The following is a 1952-nucleotide window of genomic DNA, read 5'->3' on the forward strand; positions in this document are numbered from 1 at the left end:
TTCTGCGCCTCCTCTTTCGCGAAGTCCGCACCGCGTTCCACGTTGGAGGGAACGAGCTCCAACGCGATGGTGTTCAGGGCCAACGGACTGCTCCTCGTTACATCATGAAGTCACATCACTGCATTAACTGGCGGCACCTCGCGCGTTGCCGCGAATCGCAGGTCGCCGCGAGCACACCCTACCGATTCGTCCTGGGTGGGCATGCAGTGGCGGTGGGCGAGGGACGCGTCGGGAAGCCCGCGCGCAAGGCGACCGTGTCCTCGTGACAGGCGGATCATCGACGAAACGGTACGGTACTGGACCGTACTACGGAAAAGGTCACTAATCTGGCGTCCGTGACTCGGAGTAGCGCTGACCGACCCGCGGTACCGTCGCCGTGCACTGCGCGCGAGACGGAGTTCCTCACCGTGACGCTCGAATTGCTGCAGCAGAACGGTTACGAACGATTGACGGTCGACGCCGTCGCGGCCGCCGCGAAGGCCAGCAAGGCCACCGTCTATCGACGCTGGCCCTCGAAGGCGGAACTGGTACTGGCCGCATTCACCGAGGGCATCCGCCAAGCGGAGGTCCCGCCCGACACCGGCAGCCTTCGCAGCGATCTCCTGGCGCTCGGCACGGTCATCTGTGAACAGGCGGCCAAGCACGCCAGCACGATCGGCGCCGTTCTCCCCGAGATGACGCGAAACCCCGCACTGAGCGACGCCATGCAGCACGAGTTCGTCGACCAGCGCAGGGCGGTCATCGCCGAAGTCCTGCGTCAAGCGGTCGAGCGCGGCGAGATCGACGCCACCGCGATCTCCGACGAACTGTGGGACGTGCTGCCCGGATACCTGGTCTTCCGGTACCTGATTCCTGGCCGACCACCCACCGACGCCACCGTTACCGCGCTGGTCGACCAGGTAATTCTGCCGAGTCTGACACGGACCTCGAATAGGGCGACCTAAGTAATGTTAGCCTCACCAAATGCGCCCATTCGGACCATCTGCACGCGCAAATCGCGCTCTGGCCCTCGTCTCGACCATCTTCGTCGGGATCGCCCTACTCACCGGTTGCGGTAGCTCCACGACCACTCCCGAAGCGGAGAGCACCAGTGCGAGCGGGGCGGGTGAGACCGTCACGATCAAGCACAAGTTCGGAGAGACCACGGTCCCGGCCAACCCCCAGCGGGTGGTCACCGCGGGTTGGACCGATCAGGACTTCGCGCTGGCGCTCGGCGTGGTGCCGGTCGGCAGCCGGGGTGGCTACTTCGACAACTACGACGACTTCCCGTGGGTGAAGCAGGAGACCGACGGCAAGGGCGTGCCCGCCATCGACGGAGACTCCATCAACTTCGAGGGCATCGCCGCGGCCAAGCCCGACCTCATCTTCGCCATCAACGAGACCATCGACCAGAAGACCTACGACCGGCTCTCGCAGATCGCCCCCACCGTCGTGCAGTCGGCTGACTACCCCGACGAGGAAACCCCTTGGAACGTCCAGCTTCTGACGACCGGGAAGGCGCTGGGACGCGAGGACCAGGCTCAGAAGTTGGTCGACCAGGTCAACGCCAAGATCGACGAGGCCAAGGCCGCACATCCGGAGTTCGCAGGGAAGAAACTGGTCTCGGACTTCACCTCGGAGGCCAACGCGCACTACGTGATCGGCAAGGGTGATCCCCGAAACGCACTGTTCGACAGTCTCGGGTTCGCTGCGCAGGACACCGTCGGCGACGTCTCCGAGGAGAAGCTGAGTCTGCTCGACGGAGACGTGTTGTTCGTCAACGGCCTCACCAAGGAGCAGATGGCCGACGTGCCCGCGTTCCAGAGGCTCAACGTCGTTCGCGAGGGCCGCACGCTGTATGCGGGTTCGGACTCCACCCTCAGTGGCGCACTGGCATTCAGTGGACCCAACGCGATGCTCTACGCGTTGAATCTCCTCGTGCCCCAGCTGAGCAACGCCCTGACGGGTAAGCC

2 protein-coding genes are annotated in these 1952 nt (G+C 64.5%); both read left to right on the plus strand.

The genetic code is table 11. The features are described 5' to 3' along the window. Positions 1-326: 326 nt before the first annotated feature. On the plus strand, positions 327-944 hold the full coding sequence (locus ACRDUX_RS06455; protein ID WP_526412121.1) for a TetR/AcrR family transcriptional regulator: 618 nt from the start codon (positions 327-329) through the stop codon (positions 942-944). A gap of 19 nt (positions 945-963) precedes the next feature. Next, the coding region (locus ACRDUX_RS06460; protein ID WP_526412119.1) for an ABC transporter substrate-binding protein at positions 964-1952 on the plus strand (989 nt) is incomplete at its 3' end.

Source organism: Mycobacterium sp., assembly GCF_050701675.1.
Lineage (GTDB): Bacteria > Actinomycetota > Actinomycetes > Mycobacteriales > Mycobacteriaceae > Mycobacterium.